The 17,492-nt window shown below is 67.8% G+C and carries 12 protein-coding genes, 1 pseudogene and 1 riboswitch; of the genes and pseudogenes, 5 read left to right on the top strand and 8 right to left on the bottom strand.

The window, feature by feature from the left end; all coding sequences use genetic code 11:
• Positions 1-2 precede the first annotated feature (2 nt).
• Together cytX and thiC are read right to left on the bottom strand one after the other, a co-directional pair.
• A complete protein-coding gene (gene cytX / locus JQX08_RS10830) occupies positions 3-1,304 on the bottom strand; it encodes a putative hydroxymethylpyrimidine transporter CytX (protein WP_430472520.1) in 1,302 nt (433 codons plus the stop codon).
• Positions 1,305-1,387: 83 nt separating this feature from the next.
• Complete coding sequence (thiC, locus tag JQX08_RS10825; protein WP_205348392.1) at positions 1,388-3,271, bottom strand: phosphomethylpyrimidine synthase ThiC; 1,884 nt, start codon at positions 3,269-3,271, stop codon at positions 1,388-1,390.
• A gap of 86 nt (positions 3,272-3,357) precedes the next feature.
• A riboswitch (TPP riboswitch) is annotated at positions 3,358-3,464 on the bottom strand.
• A 219-nt stretch (positions 3,465-3,683) separates the two neighbouring features.
• On the opposite strand from thiC, the gene JQX08_RS10820 reads away from it, so the two are divergent.
• Positions 3,684-5,132 carry a TolC family outer membrane protein gene (locus tag JQX08_RS10820; protein WP_205348391.1) on the top strand — a complete coding sequence of 483 codons (1,449 nt, stop codon included), beginning with the start codon at positions 3,684-3,686 and terminating at the stop codon, positions 5,130-5,132.
• Between the two features lie 65 nt (positions 5,133-5,197).
• On the opposite strand, the gene waaA is transcribed toward JQX08_RS10820, so the two are convergent.
• Complete coding sequence (gene waaA, locus JQX08_RS10815; RefSeq protein ID WP_205348390.1) at positions 5,198-6,490, bottom strand: lipid IV(A) 3-deoxy-D-manno-octulosonic acid transferase; 1,293 nt, start codon at positions 6,488-6,490, stop codon at positions 5,198-5,200.
• Between the two features lie 88 nt (positions 6,491-6,578).
• Between waaA and JQX08_RS10810 the strand changes: the two genes are divergently transcribed.
• The 4 genes from JQX08_RS10810 to JQX08_RS10795 are packed head-to-tail and all read left to right on the top strand — an operon-like array spanning position 6,579 to position 9,914.
• The gene (locus JQX08_RS10810; protein ID WP_205348389.1) at positions 6,579-6,908 is read left to right on the top strand and encodes a DMT family transporter; all 330 of its coding nucleotides are present in this window, start codon (positions 6,579-6,581) and stop codon (positions 6,906-6,908) included.
• Between the two features lie 48 nt (positions 6,909-6,956).
• Entirely contained in the window at positions 6,957-8,132 is a 1,176-nt protein-coding gene (locus tag JQX08_RS10805) for an NAD(P)/FAD-dependent oxidoreductase (protein WP_205348388.1), read from the top strand.
• Positions 8,129-8,941, top strand: a complete 813-nt coding sequence (locus tag JQX08_RS10800) for an aldo/keto reductase (protein WP_205348387.1) — start codon at positions 8,129-8,131, stop codon at positions 8,939-8,941. The genes JQX08_RS10805 and JQX08_RS10800 overlap by 4 nt, the downstream gene beginning before the upstream one ends.
• Positions 8,942-8,972: 31 nt before the next feature.
• Positions 8,973-9,914: a metal ABC transporter ATPase gene (locus JQX08_RS10795; protein WP_205348386.1), complete on the top strand. Its 942-nt coding sequence runs from the start codon at positions 8,973-8,975 to the stop codon at positions 9,912-9,914.
• Positions 9,915-10,159: 245 nt separating this feature from the next.
• Here the strand turns inward: JQX08_RS10795 and JQX08_RS10790 are convergent, their stop codons facing one another.
• The 5 genes and pseudogenes from JQX08_RS10790 to hldE form a co-directional block, all read right to left on the bottom strand.
• Positions 10,160-11,362, bottom strand: a complete 1,203-nt coding sequence (locus tag JQX08_RS10790; RefSeq protein WP_205348385.1) for an acyl-CoA dehydrogenase family protein — start codon at positions 11,360-11,362, stop codon at positions 10,160-10,162.
• Between the two features lie 45 nt (positions 11,363-11,407).
• Positions 11,408-12,697 (bottom strand): acyl-CoA dehydrogenase family protein, encoded by a 1,290-nt coding sequence (locus JQX08_RS10785; protein WP_205348384.1) that lies wholly within the window; start codon positions 12,695-12,697, stop codon positions 11,408-11,410.
• Positions 12,698-12,784: 87 nt separating this feature from the next.
• Positions 12,785-14,737 (bottom strand): acyltransferase family protein, encoded by a 1,953-nt coding sequence (locus JQX08_RS10780; RefSeq protein ID WP_239482163.1) that lies wholly within the window; start codon positions 14,735-14,737, stop codon positions 12,785-12,787.
• Between the two features lie 41 nt (positions 14,738-14,778).
• Positions 14,779-15,930: pseudogene (locus tag JQX08_RS10775) on the bottom strand (IS3 family transposase).
• Between the two features lie 86 nt (positions 15,931-16,016).
• Positions 16,017-17,438 (bottom strand): bifunctional D-glycero-beta-D-manno-heptose-7-phosphate kinase/D-glycero-beta-D-manno-heptose 1-phosphate adenylyltransferase HldE, encoded by a 1,422-nt coding sequence (gene hldE / locus JQX08_RS10770; protein WP_205348382.1) that lies wholly within the window; start codon positions 17,436-17,438, stop codon positions 16,017-16,019.
• Positions 17,439-17,492 lie beyond the last annotated feature (54 nt).

Genomic DNA, 17,492 nt, shown 5'->3' with positions numbered 1-17,492 from the left:
GACTAGAGCGCGCCGGCCTTGGCCAGCGCCTGCGCACCGAACGCCCGGCCGAGGGCGAACTGCAGGCCACCGGCCAGCAGCAGCGCCGGCAGGCTGGCGCCGATCTGCGGCGCGAAGTGCGCCAACAGGTGATACAGCACCACCCCGCAACCCCAGGCCAGCAGCGTGTCCCAGCGCAGCGCGACGCGCGGCGCCGCCTCGGCGCGGCGGCGGCGCAGGACGAAGTGGTCGACCAGCACCACGCCGAACAGCGGGGCGAACACCGAGCCGATCAGCAGCAGGAAGTTCTGGTACTCGGCGAGCGGCGCCAGGCCGGCGATCAGCGTGCACAGCAGGCCGATGGCCAGGGCCAACTGCTCGACCTTGAGCGGCAGCAGGATGCCCACCGAAACCGCCGCCGAGTGGATGTCGGCGAAGGCGTTCTCCGACTCGTCAAGCAGGATCAGCAACAGCGGAATGCCCAGGCCGGCGCCAGCCAGCGCCAGCAGCAGGGTATTGGCCTCGGCGCTGCTGCCGGCGAACGCCAGGGTGTAGGCCACGCCGAGGCTCATCAGCCAGACGTTGCCGAGGAAGAAGCCCACCGCGGTGCCGGCAAACACCCCGCCGGCGCGCTTGCCGAACCGCGAGTAGTCGGCGATCAGCGGCAACCAGGACAGCGGCATGGCGATGGCGATGTCGAAGCCCAGGGCGAACGGCAGCGAGCCGTCGCCGCGGCTGGCCCACAGCGCCGCCAGGTCGGCCTTGGCCAGCAGGTTCCAGGTCAGCCACACGCAGGCGCCGAGCAGCAGCCAGATGCCCCACTTGCGCAGCACGCGACGCACGAAGGTCAGCGGCCCGGTCACCGCCAGGAAAGTCGCCAGCGCGCCGAAGAACAGCGTCCACAGCAGCGGGCTGGTCCAGCCGCTGTCCGCGCCGAACGCCTTGCCGGCCAGCAGGCTGGCGGCATCGCGCATGACGATGATCTCGAACGCACCCCAGCCGACCAGCTGCAGCAGGTTGAGCAGCGCCGGCAGCACCGCGCCGCGCGAGCCGAGGCTGAGTTTGAGCGCGGCCATCGAGGACAGGCCGGTGTCACTGCCGATCACCGCCACAGCGCCGAGCAGCAGCACGCCGACCAGGGTGCCGCACAGAATCGCCAGCAGCGCCGCGCTCATGCCCAGGCCCGGCGCCAGCAGCGCACCGAGCTGCAGGACCATCAGGCCGATGCCGAAGGAGAACCACAGGGAGAACAGGTCGCGGGCGCCAAACACGCGGCGCTCGGCGGGGACGGCAACATCGGGGGCGTAGGGACTGGGAGTCGTCACGATCGGTTATCCGAAGAATTGATGAAGTAAAGGTGGGGGGGGCAACGCGCCGGCGGATCACCGGCGCGTCGCGACCGCCATCGTCAGACCTGCTTGTAGATCACCGAACCTTCGTCCTTGAAGCGTTCGGCCTGCTGCTTGAAACCCACTTCGATGGCTTGGCTCTCCGCTGACAGGCCGTGTTCCTTGGCGTAATCACGGACTTCCTGGGTGATCTTCATCGAGCAGAATTTCGGCCCGCACATCGAGCAGAAGTGCGCGACCTTGGCCGAGTCCTTCGGCAGCGTCTCGTCGTGATAGCTGCGCGCGGTGTCCGGGTCGAGACCGAGGTTGAACTGGTCTTCCCAGCGGAACTCGAAGCGCGCCTTGCTCAGCGCGTTGTCGCGGATCTGCGCACCCGGGTGGCCCTTGGCGAGGTCGGCAGCGTGCGCGGCGATCTTGTAGGTGATGATGCCGGTCTTCACGTCATCCTTGTTCGGCAGGCCGAGGTGCTCCTTGGGCGTCACGTAGCAGAGCATGGCGCAGCCGAACCAGCCGATCATCGCCGCGCCGATGCCGCTGGTGATGTGGTCGTAGCCGGGGGCGATGTCGGTGGTCAACGGGCCGAGGGTGTAGAACGGCGCCTCGTCGCAGCACTCCAGTTGCTTGTCCATGTTCTCCTTGATCAGCTGCATCGGCACGTGGCCGGGGCCTTCGATCATGGTCTGCACGTCGTGCTGCCAGGCGATCTTGGTCAACTCGCCGAGGGTCTCCAGCTCGCCGAACTGCGCGGCGTCGTTGGCGTCGGCGATCGAGCCCGGACGCAGGCCGTCGCCCAGCGAGAAGCTGACGTCGTAGGCCTGCATGATTTCGCAGATTTCCGCGAAGTGGGTGTAGAGGAAGTTCTCCTGGTGATGCGCCAGGCACCACTTGGCCATGATCGAGCCGCCGCGCGAGACGATGCCGGTGACCCGCTTGGCGGTCAGCGGCACGTAGCGCAGCAGCACGCCGGCGTGGATGGTGAAGTAGTCGACGCCCTGCTCGGCCTGCTCGATCAGGGTGTCGCGGAACAGCTCCCAGGTCAGGTCTTCGGCGACGCCGCCGACCTTCTCCAGTGCCTGGTAGACCGGCACCGTGCCGATCGGCACCGGGCTGTTGCGGATGATCCACTCGCGGGTCTCGTGGATGTGCTTGCCGGTGGACAGGTCCATCACCGTGTCCGAGCCCCAGCGGATGCCCCAGGTCAGCTTGGCGACTTCTTCCTCGATCGAGGAGCCGAGGGCCGAGTTGCCGATATTGCCGTTGATCTTCACCAGGAAGTTGCGGCCGATGATCATCGGCTCCAACTCCACGTGATTGATGTTGGCCGGAATGATCGCGCGGCCGCGGGCGATTTCCTCGCGGACGAACTCGGCGGTGATTTCCTTGGGAATCGACGCGCCGAAGCTCTGCCCGCCGTGCTGTTCCTTGAGCAGCCCGGCGGCGCGCGCCTCGGCGAGCTTCATGTTCTCGCGGATGGCGACGAACTCCATCTCCGGCGTGATGATGCCCTGGCGGGCGTAGTGCATCTGGCTGACGTTCTTGCCGGCCTTGGCGCGGCGCGGATTGCGCACGTGGGCGAAGCGCATGGCGCTTAGTTCGGCGTCGTTCAGGCGGCGCTGGCCGAACTCGGAGGACAGCCCCGGCAGGCGCTCGGTGTCGCCACGGTCGTCGATCCAGGCCGAACGAACGTCGGCCAGGCCGCGGCGCACGTCGATGGTCACGTTGGGGTCGGTGTAGGGGCCGGAGGTGTCGTAGACGGTGACCGGCGCGTTGATCTCGCCGCCGAAGGCGGTCGGCGTGACGTCCAGGCTGATCTCGCGCATCGGCACGCGGATGTCCGGGCGCGAACCCTGCACGTAAATTTTCTGCGAACGCGGGAAGGGCTGGATCGACTGCTGGTCGACCTGCGCGCTGTCACTGAGTTTTTCTTGTGGTTTGACGCTCATCGGCTCGGCTCCTGGGTGATGTCGGAGCGAACCTGAAAGCGAAAGGCGCACCTTGGACCGGTGCCGAGAAGAACTCGCCGGAATGCGGGCGAGGACATCTTGTTCCCTACGCAGGCGTTAACCTGATCAGGTTCAACGGGATCCGGAACTATCCGATCTCAGCCTCCGATTCGAGGCACCCCGACAAGAACGCGGCCAGTCTAAACAAGGCGCGCGCAGAAAACCAACCTCCCGGTCAAAAACCGCGAACCATGCGTCGGCAAATGACCACGCAGCCACCTTTACGCCGATTGTTGCGCGCAAGCAACAAAGCTTGCCACAAACTACACTCAGGCCGGCGCCAGGGCGGCTTGACCCTCTCCGATGCGCCCCGTAGCCTTGCCTCTCTCCTTCATTAGTAGGACTGCCCCACATGCTGCGCAGACTCTCCCTGGCACTCGCCGTGGCCGCCGCATCCAATGGATTGGCCTGGGCAGATACCGCCCCCCTGACTGCCAAGACCGACCTGGTCAGCGTCTATCAGGAAGCCGTAAGAAATAACGCCGACCTCGCCGCCGCCCGCGCCGACTACGAAGCCACCAAGGAAATCGTGCCGCAGGCGCGTTCCGGCCTGCTGCCGCAGATCAACGGCGGCGCCAACCTGACCGACACCCGCACCGACGTGGAAACCTCAGTCGGCGACCCGTCGCTGTCGCGCAGCGGTACCGTGTACCAGGCAACCCTCAGCCAGCCGATCTTCCGCGCCGACCGCTGGTTCCAGCTCAAGGCCGCCAAGGAAGTCGACGAGCAGGCTGCCCTGCAACTGTCGGCCACCGAACAGAACCTGATCCTGCAGAGCGCGCAAACCTACTTCGCCGTGCTGCGCGCCCAGGACACCCTGGCCTCGACCAAGGCCGAGGAAGCGGCGTTCAAGCGCCAGCTCGACCAGGCCAACGAACGCTTCGATGTCGGCCTCTCCGACAAGACCGACGTGCTCGAAGCCCAGGCCGGCTACGACACCGCGCGGGCCAACCGGATTCTCGCCCAGCGCGCCGTGGACGACGCCTTCCAGGCGCTGACCACCCTGACCAACCGCGACTACAACGCGCTGGAAGGCATCAAGCACAGCCTGCCGGTGCTGGCGCCGTCGCCGAACGACGCCAAGGCCTGGGTCGACACCGCCGCCCAGCAGAACCTCAACCTGCTGGCCAGCAACCACGCCGTGGATGCCGCCGAAGAAACCCTGCGCCAGCGCAAGGCCGGCCACGCGCCGACCCTCGACGCCGTCGCCCAGTACCAGAAAGGCGACAACGACGCGCTGGGCTTCACCAACAGCGACGCCAACCCGGGGGTTCGCTACAACGGTGACGTCGAACAGCGCAGCATCGGCCTGCAGCTGAACATCCCGATCTACAGCGGCGGGTTGATCAGCTCGCAAGCGCGCGAAGCCTATGCGCGCCTGAACCAGTCCGAGCAGCAGCGCGAGAGCCTGCGCCGCCAGGTGGTGCAGAACACCCGTGACCTGCACCGCGCGGTGAACACCGACGTGGAAACCGTGTCGGCGCGCAAGCAGTCGATCATTTCCAACCAGAGCGCTCTGGAAGCCACCGAAGTCGGCTACCAGGTCGGTACGCGCAACATCGTCGACGTGCTGGATGCGCAGCGCCAGCTGTACAGCTCGGTGCGCAACTACAACGACGCGCGCTACGACTACATCCTCGACAACCTGCGCCTCAAGCAGGTCGCCGGCACCCTCAGCCCGGCCGACCTGGAAGCCCTGGCGCGATACCTCAAGCCGGACTACAACCCGGACCGGGACTTCCTGCCGCCGGACCTGACCGCCGCCAGCGAAGCGCAGATCCGCAACACGCGGGCGCAGTAAACGAAAAAGCCCGACACACGTCGGGCTTTTTTCTGCGCGCGATGTCTGGCGCTAGGTGATCCCGTTCAGCCGCCCGCCACCAGCAGCCCATCGAGGCCATCCAGCAAGCGCGCCAGCGCCCCCTGGTTAGCCTGCAGTACGCCCAGCCCTGCCGCACTCATCGCCTCTCCGGCCTGCGGCTGCGCCCACAGGCGCTGCAGCGCCTGGCTCAGCGCCGGCGCATCGGCGACCTCCAGCAAGGCGCCGGCATCGCGCAGCTGCGCGGCGATGTCGAGGAAGTTGAACAGGTGCGGCCCGCTCAGCACCGGCTTGCCCAGCGCCGCCGGCTCGAGCAGGTTGTGCCCGCCATTGGCCACCAGGCTGCCGCCGACGAAGGCCAGGTCGGCCAGCGCATACAGGAACAGCAGCTCGCCCATGGTGTCGCCGAGCAGCACCTGGGTGTCGGCGTTCACCGCCTCGCCGCGCGAGCGCCGGCGGGTGGCGAAGTTGCGCTGGCGACACAGGGCGTCGACCGCGTCGAAGCGCTCCGGATGGCGCGGCACCAGAATCAGCAGCGCGTCTGGCTGGTGCTCGAGCAGCGCGCGGTGCGCGTCGAGGACGATCTCGTCTTCGCCGGCGTGGGTGCTGGCGGCGATCCACACCGGCCGAGCGGCGGCGCCCCATTCGGCACGCAGCGCGGTGGCGCGCGCGCTCAGCGCCGGGTCGAGGTGCAGGTCGAACTTGATCGAGCCGGTCACCGCGACCCGCCCCGGGCGCGCGCCGAGCTGGCGGAAACGCGCGGCCTCGGCCTCGGTCTGCACCGCCAGCCAGTCGAGTTCGGCGAGCATCGGCCGGGTCAGTCCGGCGAACCGTGCATAGCCGCGCGCCGAGCGCTCGGACAGCCGCGCATTGGCCAGCGCCACCGGCACGCCACGCCGGGCGCACTGGTGAATGTGGTTGGGCCACAGCTCGGTTTCCATGATCACCGCGAGCTGCGGCTGCAGCCGATCGAGCAGGCGCGCCGCCGCCCACGGCAGGTCATAGGGCAGGTAGCAGTGCTGCACGCGGCCACCGTACTGCGCAGCGGGGAACAGCGCCTGGATGCGCTCGGAGCCGGTCGGCGTCATGCAGGTGATAGTGATCGGCAGGTCCGGGTGGCGTTCGAGCAGGCCGCGGATCATCGGCGCGGCGGCGATGCTCTCGCCCACCGACACCGCGTGCACCCAGATGCCGCCCGGCTTGAGCGCCGGCAGGCCGAGGGCGAAGCGCTCGCCGATGCGTTGGGCGTAGGCCGGCGCCTTGCGCGAGCGCAGGTACAGACGCAGGCCAACCAGCGGCAGGCCGAGGTGAAACAGCAGGGTATAAAGGTGTCGATTCATGGCGGCGCAGCTTAGCGTGCCGCGGCGGCGATGGCGACCGCACCGGCGCGGCAGTCTAGAATGCCGGCTGTTTTCAGGAGAGCCGCCCATGGGCCCGTACGCCTACCTCGCCATCGCCATCGTCGCCGAAGTCATCGCCACCAGTTCGCTGAAGGCGGTCAAGGGCCTGTCCACCCCGCTGCCGCTGGCGCTGGTGATCTGCGGCTACGTGCTGTCGTTCTGGATGCTGATCCTGGTCATGCGCAGCCTGCCGGTGGGTATCGTCTACGCCATCTGGTCGGGGCTCGGCATCGTCCTGGTGAGCATCGCCGCGCTGTTCCTCTACGGCCAGCGCCTTGACCTGCCGGCCATGCTCGGCATCGGCCTGATCATCGGCGGCGTGCTGGTGATCAACCTGTTCTCCAGCAGCAGCCACTGAACCGCGCGATATACTGCCGGCCTGTTCACCAGCCAGACGAGTCGCCCCATGTCCGACGCCCTTTCCACTGACGTGCTGATCATCGGCGGCGGCATCGCCGGCCTGTGGCTGAACGCGCGCCTGCGCCGCCAGGGCTTCGCCACCGTGCTGGTGGAGAGCGCCAGCCTGGGCGGCGGGCAGAGCGTGAAGTCACAGGGGATCATCCACGGCGGCGCCAAGTACGCCCTGCACGGCGCGCTGACCGGCTCGGCGGAAGCCATCGGTGACATGCCACGGCGCTGGCGCGAGGCGTTGGCCGGCGACGGCGAACTGGACCTGAGCGGCGTGCGTCTGCTCTCCGACGCGCACTACCTGTGGTCGCCGGGCACCCTGGCCGGCAACCTGACCAGCTTCTTCGCCAGCAAGGCGATGCGCACCCGCGTCGACCAGGTCAAGGGCGCGCAGCTGCCACCGGCGCTGCAGGACCCGGCCTTCAAGGGCAAGGTTTATCGCCTCAACGAACTGGTGCTCGACGTACCCAGCCTGATCGCACGGCTCGCCGAGTTGGCCGGCGACAGCCTGCTCGCTGGCCAGGCCATCACCCCGCTGCGCGACGGCGACCAGTTGGTCGGCCTGCAGGTCGATGGCCGGGCGATCCGCGCCCAGCGCATCGTGCTCAGCGCCGGCGCCGGCAACCAGGCGCTGCTCGCCGAACTCGGCCTCGAGCGCCCGGCCCAGCAGCGCCGGCCGCTGCACATGGTGCTGGTCAAGGGCCGCCAGCTGAAGCCGCTGTACGCCCACTGCCTGGGCGGCGGACCGAAGCCGCGGATCACCGTGACCAGTCACCCGGCGGCCGATGGCCAGTGGGTATGGTACCTCGGCGGCGACATCGCCGAGGCCGACGGCGTGGCCCGCGACGAGGCCGCGCAGATCGCCGCCGCGCGCAAGGAGCTGAGCAACCTGCTGCCGTGGATCGACCTGGCCGACGCGCGCTTTGCCACCCTGCGCGTCGACCGCGCCGAGCCGGCGCAGTCCGGCCTGGTGCGCCCGGACAACGCGTTCCTCGCCGAGCAGGGCCGCCTGCTGGTCGGCTGGCCGACCAAACTGGCGCTGGCCCCGGACTTCGCCGACCGTGTGCTGGCCAGCCTGGCCCGCGATGGCGTGCAGCCGCAGCCCGCCACGGCGCTACCGGCCCTGCCGCGACCGCCGCTGGCGCCGCCGGTGTGGGAGGAGCTGCTGCCATGAGCGACAGCCTGCACGACCTGCACCGCCCGCTCGGCGCCACCGGCCTGCGTGTCTCGCCGCTCGGCCTGGGCACCGTCAAGCTCGGCCGCGACCAGGGGGTGAAGTACCCCAACGGCTTCGTCATCCCCGATGACCAGGGCGCCCGCCAGCTGCTCGACCTGGCCCGCGAGCTGGGCATCAACCTGCTCGACACCGCACCGGCCTACGGCCGCAGCGAGGAACGTCTCGGCCCGCTGCTGCGCGGCCAGCGCCACGACTGGGTGATCGTCAGCAAAGTCGGCGAAGAGTTCGACGCCGGCCAGTCGCACTTCGACTTCTCCGCCGCGCACACCCGCCGCTCGGTGGAGCGCAGCCTGCGCCGCCTGGAGACCGACGTGATCGACCTGGTGCTGGTGCACTCCGACGGCAACGACCTGGCCATCCTCGAACAGGGCGAGGTCTACCCGACCCTCGCCGTGCTGAAGGCCGAGGGCAAGATTCGCGCCTTCGGCCTCTCCGGCAAGACCGTCGCCGGCGGAAAACTGGCGCTGCGCGACGGCGATTGCGCGATGGTCACCTACAATCTTGCCGAGCAAGCCGAACGCGCGGTGCTCGATGAGGCCGCGCACCTGGGTAAAGCCATCCTGATCAAGAAGGCCCTGGCCAGCGGACACGCCTGTCTGGCGCCCGGGGTCGATCCGGTGCGCGCCAGCTTCGAGCTGATCTTCGCTCACCCCGGCGTCGCCAGCGCGATAGTCGGAACCATCAATCCGCTGCATCTGTCCCATAATGTCGCGACCGCCGCGCAAGTGATCAGAACAACACGCTAGGCCGCACACCGCGGCCGGCGAAGGAGCCGAGATGCCGCGAATCCTCGCCCGCAAGGACCCCAACGCGTTCAAGACGCTGCCGCTGTTCGTCGAAGCCAACGCCGATGGCCTGAGCTATCAGAGCCTCGGCCTGCCGTTGAATTTCACCCAGATGCTCGAGCGGCGCCGGCCGCTGACGGTGCCCGACGCCGAACACTTCGCCGCCGAACTGGCCAACCTCGGCGTCTCGGTGCGCGTCACCCTGACCTGGCAGGGTCGCGACTACTGGGTGTTGGTGCGCCAGCGGCGCAGCGACCGCGGCGACGTGGTGCTCAAGCTGATCTCTGGCTACGTGCCGGCCCACGAACTGAACCTGCCGCTGCTCACCGCGATCCACGAAGTGGCCGAGGAATGCCTGGTGGAAACCCCGGAGGGCTGGCTCAGCGGGCGCTTCGGCGACACCTGGCTGCCGGCGCCGTACCAGAGCGTGCTGCGCTACCGCGAGAGCGTGCATTTCCGCCTGAGCCCGCTGTCCGGCTCGGCGCGCCAAGTGCGCTGCGGCAACCTGGCGCTGCTGGAGCGGCCGCGCGCCTACGTGCACCTGCCGACCGCCTCGCTGCAACTGGTCTACGACCTGCACCTGGAGCTGCCCAAGGAAGTCCGCCAGCTCAGCCTGCTGCACGTCGACGAACGCCTCGAAGCCGGCGAGCTGATCGCCCGCCTCGACCGCCGCCAACCCGATCTGTACCTGATCCCGCTGGCCCAAGGCAAACCCACCGCCGAGCTGCTGACCCTGCGCCACGGCAAGCTGAGCAGTGCCAGCACGCGCGGCGTGTGGCTGGCGGAAAGCTTCGCGCCGCAGGACGGCTGGCTGGTGCGCGACGAGCGGATTCGCTGGAAGGACTGGGTCGCCCAGCAGCACCTCACGCCACCGCGCAAGGGCCCGGTCAAACGCCTCGCCGAGCGCGCCCGCAAGCTGCTCAGCCTGGCCTAGCGGCGCCGCGTCGAGTTACCCACGGAAACTGTGGAGCGAGCTGTGGATAACATGGGCGCAGGCCGCTGCAGGCCCGGCTGGGCGGGGCGCGACGGGCCCTGTACGTTTTTCGTACAGGCGCGGTTTTTCCCTGCAAAAACAGTTTGTTAGGCTCTTGGTGGCATCTCCCACATAGCGGAAACCCGGCAGCCCAGAGGCCCGCGACACCTTGTCTGCGGGCGCTCCGGATGGTCAGCAACAGCGGGTTACTTCAGCTCACTGGAACTCTTGCCGAGCAGGCGGCGGGCGACGATCAGCAACTGGATCTGCTGGGTGCCTTCGAAGATGTCGAGGATCTTCGAGTCGCGCGCCCATTTCTCCAGCAGTTCGTCCTCGCCGTAGCCCAGCGCGCCGGCCAGCTCCACGCACTTCAGGGTCACCTCGTTGGCCACCCGCCCGGCCTTGGCCTTGGCGATCGACGCCTCCTTGGAGTTCGGTTGGCGGTTGTCGGCCAGCCACGCCGCCTTCAGGGTCAGCAGGCGCGCCGCCTCCCACTCGGCCTCCAGCCGGTACAGGGTCGCCTCGGCGTGACTGACGGCGAACAGCGGCCGCGCATAGTCGAATGCGCAGGCATCCTTGAGCAGTTCGCGGGTACGGTCGAGCGCCGCCTTGGCTACACCGATGGCCATCCCGGCGACCAGCGGGCGGGTGTTGTCGAAAGTCTCCATGACCCCGGCGAAACCCTTCTGCACATCGATTTCCGGATTGCCGAGCAGGTTGGCCGCCGGCACGCGGCAGTCGACGAAGCTGATCGCCGCAGTGTCCGAGGCCTTGATGCCGAGCTTCTTCTCCAGGCGGGTGACGCTCATCCCCGGCGTGCCGTGCTCGACCACGAAGGACTTGATCGCCGCGCGGCCGAGACTTTTGTCGAGGGTCGCCCAGACCACCACCGCGTCGGCGCGCTCGCCGGAGGTGACGAAGATTTTCTCGCCATTGAGCACGTAGTGGTCGCCGTCCTTCACCGCGGTGGTACGGATCGCCGCCGAGTCCGAGCCGCAGCCGGGCTCGGTGATCGCCATCGCCGCCCAGGTGCCGCGAAAGCGCTGCAGCTGCTCGTCATTGGCCACCGCGGCGATCGCCGCGTTGCCCAGGCCCTGGCGCGGCATGGCCAGCAGCAGGCCGACGTCGCCCCAGCACAGCTCCATCACGCCGAGCAGCGCGGCCAGGTTGCCGCCGTTCTTGATGCCCTCCTCTGCGGTGGCGCTGCGCTTGCTCGCCGAGGTGGCGCCGACCGCATCGGGCGAGCCGGCGTTCATGCCGTCGAGCAGCGCGGCGAGCAGGTCGAGTTCCTTCGGGTAGGCGTGCTCGGCCTGGTCGTACTTGCGCGACAACGGGCGGAAGAACTGCGCCGCCACCTCGTGCGCCTGGCTGACCAGGCCGCTGAATTTCTTTGGGGTTTCCAGATTCATCATTCCTCCTGATGCGGCATTCGGCGCATTACGCGCGCCGGCGACTCACAGCTGCAGGCCGCCGGCCATGATTGCCACGCCGCGCAGGTCGCGGTACCAGCGCTCGACCGGGTGTTCCTTGGTGAAACCGTGGCCGCCGAGCAGTTGCACCGCATCGGTGCCGATCTTCATCGCCTTCTCGGCGCACAGCAGGCGCGCCAGGTAGGCCTCGCGGTGGAACGGCTGGCCGGCCTCGGCCCGCGCGCAGGCACGCCAGACCATCAAGCGCATGGCATCCAGTTCGATGGCGATGTCGGCGACCAGGAACGCCACGCCTTGGCGGTGGCTGATCGGTTCGCCGAAGGCCACGCGGTCGTTGCAGTAGCCGACCACGTAGTCCAGCGCCGCCTGCGCGGTGCCCACCGCCAGCGCGCACCAGGCCAGCGCGGCGTGATCGAGGAAGCTCTGGTAGTCGAACGCGGCGCCGGCCAGGCGCTGCTCGGCGGCCACCTTGACCGCCTTGAGGCGCAGCCGCGCGGTGCCGCCGGCCTTGAGGCCCATGGCCGGCTCGGCGACGCGGCTGAGGCCCTTGGCCGTGGCATCGACGAGGAACAGCGCCGGACCGTCATCGGCCTGCGCGGCAACGATCAGCCGGCTGGCCTCGAGGCCACGCAGAACCAGGCACTTCTCGCCGGACAGCCAGTAGTGCTGGCCCTTGCGCTTGGCGCGGGTGGCCAGTTTGAGCGGGTCGAACAGCGCCACCGGCTCGTTGACCGCCAATGCGGTGAGCGGCGCCGGCTCGATCGCCACGAAGGCCGGCAGCCAGCGCGCCTGCTGTGCGGGCGAGGCCCAGCGCCGCAGGCAATTGGCCGCCGACAGCGGCACCAGCAGCGCCGCGGCGAGCGACAGATCGCCATAGCCGAGCGCCTCGGCGATCAAGGCATTGCTCAGGGTGGTACGCGCGCCGGCCAGACCGCCCTCGGCCTCACCGACGCCATAGTGGGCCAGGCCCAACTCATGCGCCTGGTTGAGCAGTTCGGCGGACACCGCCGCCTGCGCATCGGCGGCTTCGGCGGCCGGGCGCAGCACCTCGCGGGCGAAGCCGCCGAGCATGTCGACCAGCATCTGCTGTTCGTCGCTCAACGACAGGTCGAACAGCGTCGCCGGATCGGCCGGCCGTGGGGTACTGGGAGTTTTCGCGCTGCGCTCGGCAGCCAGGCGGAAGCCGGCGCGACTGCCGGTATACACCAGCTTTTCCAGCGACTGACGCAGCTTCAGGCGATCCGGCCAGTCGGCACGCGCGACTCGATTGAGCACCGCCAGGGCGCGACCTTGAACATTGGAAGACATGGGCACCTTGCTCCACGCGGGATGAAGATGCCTCGATGATGCGCGCCAGGCCTGACCCCGCCTATGACCGAGCCGACGCGCGGCGGCGGCAGGTCAGTCAGTCTTGCGGAACAGCGGCTCGAACAGCGGCATCAGGCGGCGCCCCCCCTGTTCGTTGAGATGATCGTCGTCGATGTATAACGGCAGGCCCTGCATGCTCCCCAGGCACTCTTGCTGATCGCACAGGTACGGCAGCGGATCGAGAATACGCGCCCCGCAGCGCTCGACCGCCTCATCCTGGACACCCCAGAGAAACGCCTGGCGTTGGCGGTATGCCTCGATCGGCAGCTTGACCTCACGGGACTCTCCGCGCAGTCGCGCCCTGGCAAGGGTGACGGGTACATTTAGCGGCATTTCCGGAATCGGCCTAAGCAGATAGAGCGGGTGGCTTCTGCTGATCCGACAGGCCGTCGCCAGGTAGGCGGCGCGGAACTCGGCGCGGAACGCCTCCGTCGGCCGTGCATAGCGCGCCTGGAAGTACACTCGGGGCCGATCAACCGGATTGTCCTCTTCCCCGGGCAGGCCACCGAAGGCATAGGAAGCCAGTCGGTTGATGAGGATCACCGGCTGCCCTGGCAAGGTCTGTGGCAGCTGTTCGGCGACCCAGCGATTGAGGGCGAGGCAGTCGGCGTCATCGTCCAGCGGCCGGGCGCCCTGCATGATCAGGCAACCGCTCTCGCCCTTGAACAGCAGGCCGTCGGCAGGCGTTGGCAGGCTGGCCGCCACCGCCGTGACCACCGCGTCGGCATGGCTGTCGCCCAGCACGATGGCGCGCAGCCGCGGGCCGCCGTAGACGCACTCGGCACCGGCTTCCAGGCACTCCTCGCGGCGCGGGTTGCCGGCCTGGCCAAACGCCTCGATCTCGCGAACCGCCTCCGGCAGCCGGCCGGGCAACTCCGCCTTGCGCACCCACTGTGCCGCCAGCGTCACCACCAGCACCCCGCCCAGCAGCGCGACCAGACCTCGGCGCCAATCCGCCTGCGCCAGCGCCCGACGACTGGTGACTTCCACCAGCTGATAGGAGGCATGGCCGAGCAGCAGCGACAGCCCGATCCCCGCCGCGATCCACGCGGGCGATGCCAGCAGCTCCAGGTAGGCGAGCGCGACCACTACCGGCCAGTGCCAGAGATAGAGCGAATAGGAGCGGTCGCCCATCCACTGGGCAACGCCACTGGTAGTCCAGCGCGAATTGCTGCGCTGGGCCAGCAGCACCAGACCCGCGCCGCAGACCGGCAACAGGGCGCGCCAGCCCGGCCAGGATGTCTCCGGGCTGTAGCCGAGCACCGCCATGACGATCAGCCCCAGGCCCAGCCAGGACAGCCGCCGGCGCAGCAGATCGGACAAACCGAGTACGCCGGCGAGCAGGAAGACCAGGCTGCCGGCCAGCAGTTCCCAGGCGCGCGCGGTCAGGACGAAGAAGGCGGCCTCCGGCTGGCGCGCGGTGAGGATCACGCACCAGAGCAGAGAGCCGGCAAACATCGCCAGCAGCCCCAGGAACAGCGCGCGGCGGTCGCTGAACAGGCGCCAGAGCGCCAGCAGCACCAGCGGCAGCAGCAGGTAAAACTGCCATTCCACCGAAAGCGACCAGGTGTGTAGCAGCCATTTCTCGTGCGCACCGCTGTCGAAGTAGCCGGACTCCTTGAGGTAGCGCAGGTTGGAGGTGAACAGCAAGCTGTCCCGCACATGCCGGCCGAGCGTCTGGTACTCCTCGGAAAGCAGGACAAACCAGCCCGCCAGCAACAGCACCGCGCAGAGCACCAGCAGTGCCGGCACGATACGCCTTGCCCGCGCCCAGTAGAACTGCCCGAGCGAGAAATGCCCGGCCTGCAGCGCACTGAGGATGATGCCGGTCATCAAATAACCGGAAATCACAAAGAACACATCAACGCCGACGAAGCCGCCCTGCAGACCGGGGACGCCGAAGTGGTACAACACCACGGCGACCACGGCCCAGGCCCGCAAACCGTTGATATCTGCACGAAAACCTTTCGATTGCGCAGCCACCATAGCCAACCGCTCTCCTGGCTTCTTGAATAGACCCGGCTTTTCTAGAGACCGTCCTGCCTCAGAAAATAACGTCGCTCGAACTCTACCGGCGACAGCTTCTCGGCGAAACCATGTCGCCGCCTGGGGTTGTAAAACATCTCGATGTAATCGAACACATCGCTCCGTGCCTCATCCCGGTTGCCGTAAATCCTTCGCTTGATCCGCTCACGCTTGAGCAGCTGGAAGAAGCTTTCGGCCACGGCATTGTCATGACAGTTTCCACGGCGACTCATGCTGCCGACCAAGTGGTTAGCCTTGAGAAAACTCTGCCAATCCGAACTGCTGAACTGGCTGCCTTGGTCGGAATGGATCATCACTTCCTGCTTCGGCTTGCGCCGCCAGACGGCCATTAGCAGTGCATCAATGGCTAGGTCGCTACTCATGCGTGACTTCATCGACCACCCAAATGACCTGACGTGAGAACAGGTCGAGCACCACCGCCAAGTACAGCCAGCCTTCATAGGTGCGGATGTACGTTATGTCGGTGACCCACACCCTGTTCGGCTCGCTGACATTGAACTTCCGCTCCAGTCGATTCGGCGCCGGTATTGGAGGCTTGCCGCCATAACGACCAGGCCGCCGACGGTAGCCGGTCTGCGAGCGCAATCCTTCTGCACGCATCAGCCTGGCCACTCGATGCCGCCCGCAGCACTCGCCCAGCTCGCGAAGGTCTGCATGGATCTTGCGATAGCCGTAGACGCCACCGCTCTCCAGCCAGGAGTGCTTGATCAAACCCAGCAGGCGCTGATCATCTTTGGCGCGTGCCGACTTGGGCTCGGCGCGCCAAGCGTAGTAACCGCTGGGGTGCACGTTCAGAGCCAGGCAGAGGCGCTGGATCGAGTAGCTCGCTGCCAACTGACTGATGAAGGCGTACCTCAGCCGGACTCCCTGGCAAAGTACGCGGCGGCCTTTTTTAGGATGTCTCGCTCTTCAGTGACGCGCTTGAGTTCGGCATGCAGACGACGCAGTTCGGCCTGCTGATCATCCTCTTGCTTACGCTGGACTTCTGGCTTGCTGTAGCGCTTGATCCACGCATACAGGCTGTGCGCAGACATGCCCAGACGGGCCGCTACCTCGGCAACGGGAAGACCGCACTCAGTTACCTGCCTGACCGCTTCGATCTTGAATTCTTCGGGGAAACGCTGGTTGCTCATGGCACCTCCTAGTGGGCCTCATTATGAGGCTTGGAGGTCTCTAGGGAATCCGGGGCTATTCATCTAACCTAGCTAGCGAGCCTCGGCTAGTGGTTGCGAATCTTCTCGACGATCGCCGTGGTCGAGCTGTTCTCGACCAGCCCGAGCACCTTCACTGTGCCGCCATAGGCGCGCACGATGTCGGCGCCGACCACCTGATCGATGCCGTAGTCACCACCCTTGACCAATACATCCGGTTTGACCTGGGCGAGCAGGCGCTCTGGGGTGTCCTCGCTGAAGCTCACCACCCAGTCCACCGCTTCCAGACCGGCGAGCACCGCCATGCGCCGGTCGACCGAGTTGATCGGCCGACCCGGGCCTTTCAGGCGACTCACCGAGGCGTCGTCATTGACCGCCAGGACCAGGCGATCGCCTTGCGCGCGCGCCTGTTCCAGGTAGGTGACATGGCCGGCATGCAGGATGTCGAAGCAGCCATTGGTGAAGACGATCTTCTCGCCATGCGCGCGCGCGTCGTCGATGCTGGTGAGCAGCTGCTCGAGACTCAGCACGCCACGCTCGGAACCTTCCTCGCGTTGCACCGCGCGGCGCAGCTCGGGGGCGCTGATCGCCGCGGTCCCCAGCTTGCCGACCACGATGCCGGCGGCCAGGTTGGCCAGCGCCACCGCCTGCGGCAGCTCCTCGCCCGCCGCGATAGCCGCGGCCAGGGTGGAAATCACCGTATCGCCGGCACCGGTGACGTCGAACACCTCGCGGGCCCGCGCTGGCAGGTGCAGGGCCGGCTGGCCGGGGCGCAGCAGCGTCATGCCGTGCTCGCCGCGGGTGACCAGCAGCGCGTCCAGCTCCAGCTCGCACATCAGGCCGGCGCCCTTGGCGACCAGCTCGGCTTCGTCGGCGCAACGCCCGACGATGGCTTCGAATTCGTGGAGGTTGGGGGTGATCAGGCTGGCGCCACGGTAGATCGCGAAGTCCTTGCCCTTGGGGTCGGCGAGCACCGGCACGCCGCGCGCGCGTGCGATACGGATCAGTTCCTGGTGATTCTGCAGGGCGCCCTTGCCGTAGTCGGAGAGCACCAGCACCTTGATCCCGGCAAGCAGGCTGTCGACATCGGCGGCCAACGCGACGGTATCAGTGGCGAACGGCTCCTCGAAGTCCATGCGCAGCAGTTGCTGGTGGCGGCTCATGACCCGCAGCTTGACGATGGTCGGCTGCGCCGCGACGCGCTGGAAGCGCGCCTGCACCCCGGCACCAGCGAGGCTGGAGGCCAGGCTGTCGGCCGCTTCGTCCTGGCCGGTGACACCGACCAGCGCCGCCGGCGCACCGAGCGCGGCGATGTTCAGCGCGACGTTAGCCGCGCCACCCGGGCGGTCCTCGATCTGGTCGACCTTGACCACCGGCACCGGCGCTTCCGGCGAGATCCGCGAGGTATGGCCATGCCAGTAGCGGTCGAGCATGACGTCGCCCACCACCAGAACGGGGGCTTGGTCGAAACGGGGCATGGATAGCTTCATTGCGGCTCCGGCGGGCTTGGAAAAACGTCGGCGATAATAGCACAGCACCGCCGT

Origin of the sequence: Zestomonas insulae, from assembly GCF_016901015.1 — a bacterium.
Lineage (GTDB): Bacteria > Pseudomonadota > Gammaproteobacteria > Pseudomonadales > Pseudomonadaceae > Aquipseudomonas > Aquipseudomonas insulae.
This window is presented reverse-complemented; position numbering and strand designations above follow the sequence as displayed.